This window comes from Virgibacillus carmonensis, from assembly GCF_057836705.1.
The window spans coordinates 1-503 of sequence record NZ_JBYQFJ010000452.1; the positions used below are offsets into that span (position 1 = coordinate 1).

A 503-nucleotide genomic window follows, 5' to 3' on the forward strand; every position below is an offset into this window, starting at 1 on the left:
CTTTTACCATCGTATCCAAATCATAGTCCCCAGCACGAACAGTGAAGTATGCTGCGTAAAAGAATATCGGATGATGAACCTTAAAGTAAGCGATCCGTACCGCCATAAGCACATAAGCTGCAGCATGGGCCTTTGGAAACATGTATTTAATTTTCTTACAGGATTCAATATACCAGTCCGGAACATCATGCTTTTTCATTTCGGTTATCCATTCATCCTGCAGACCTTTACCCTTACGAACAAACTCCATTATCTTAAATGCAAGTGATGCATCTAGTCCCTTATGCATCAGGTAGACCATAATGTCATCACGACAACCAATTACATCAGGTAGTTTACAAATGCCATCATTAATTAATTCCTGGGCATTTCCAAGCCAGACATCCGTTCCATGGGACAATCCTGAAATAATCACAAGCTCTGCAAATGTTTTCGGTTTAGTGTCCTCAAGCATCTGTCTAACAAACTTGGTACCAAATTCAGGTACACCCAGAGTCCCTGTT

Annotated in this window: 1 pseudogene; it reads right to left on the reverse strand. The window is 41.0% G+C overall.

The annotated features are described in order from the left end of the window. Window positions 1-503, reverse strand: a pseudogene (gene polC, locus AC3G7N_RS22845) (PolC-type DNA polymerase III); the annotation flags it as partial.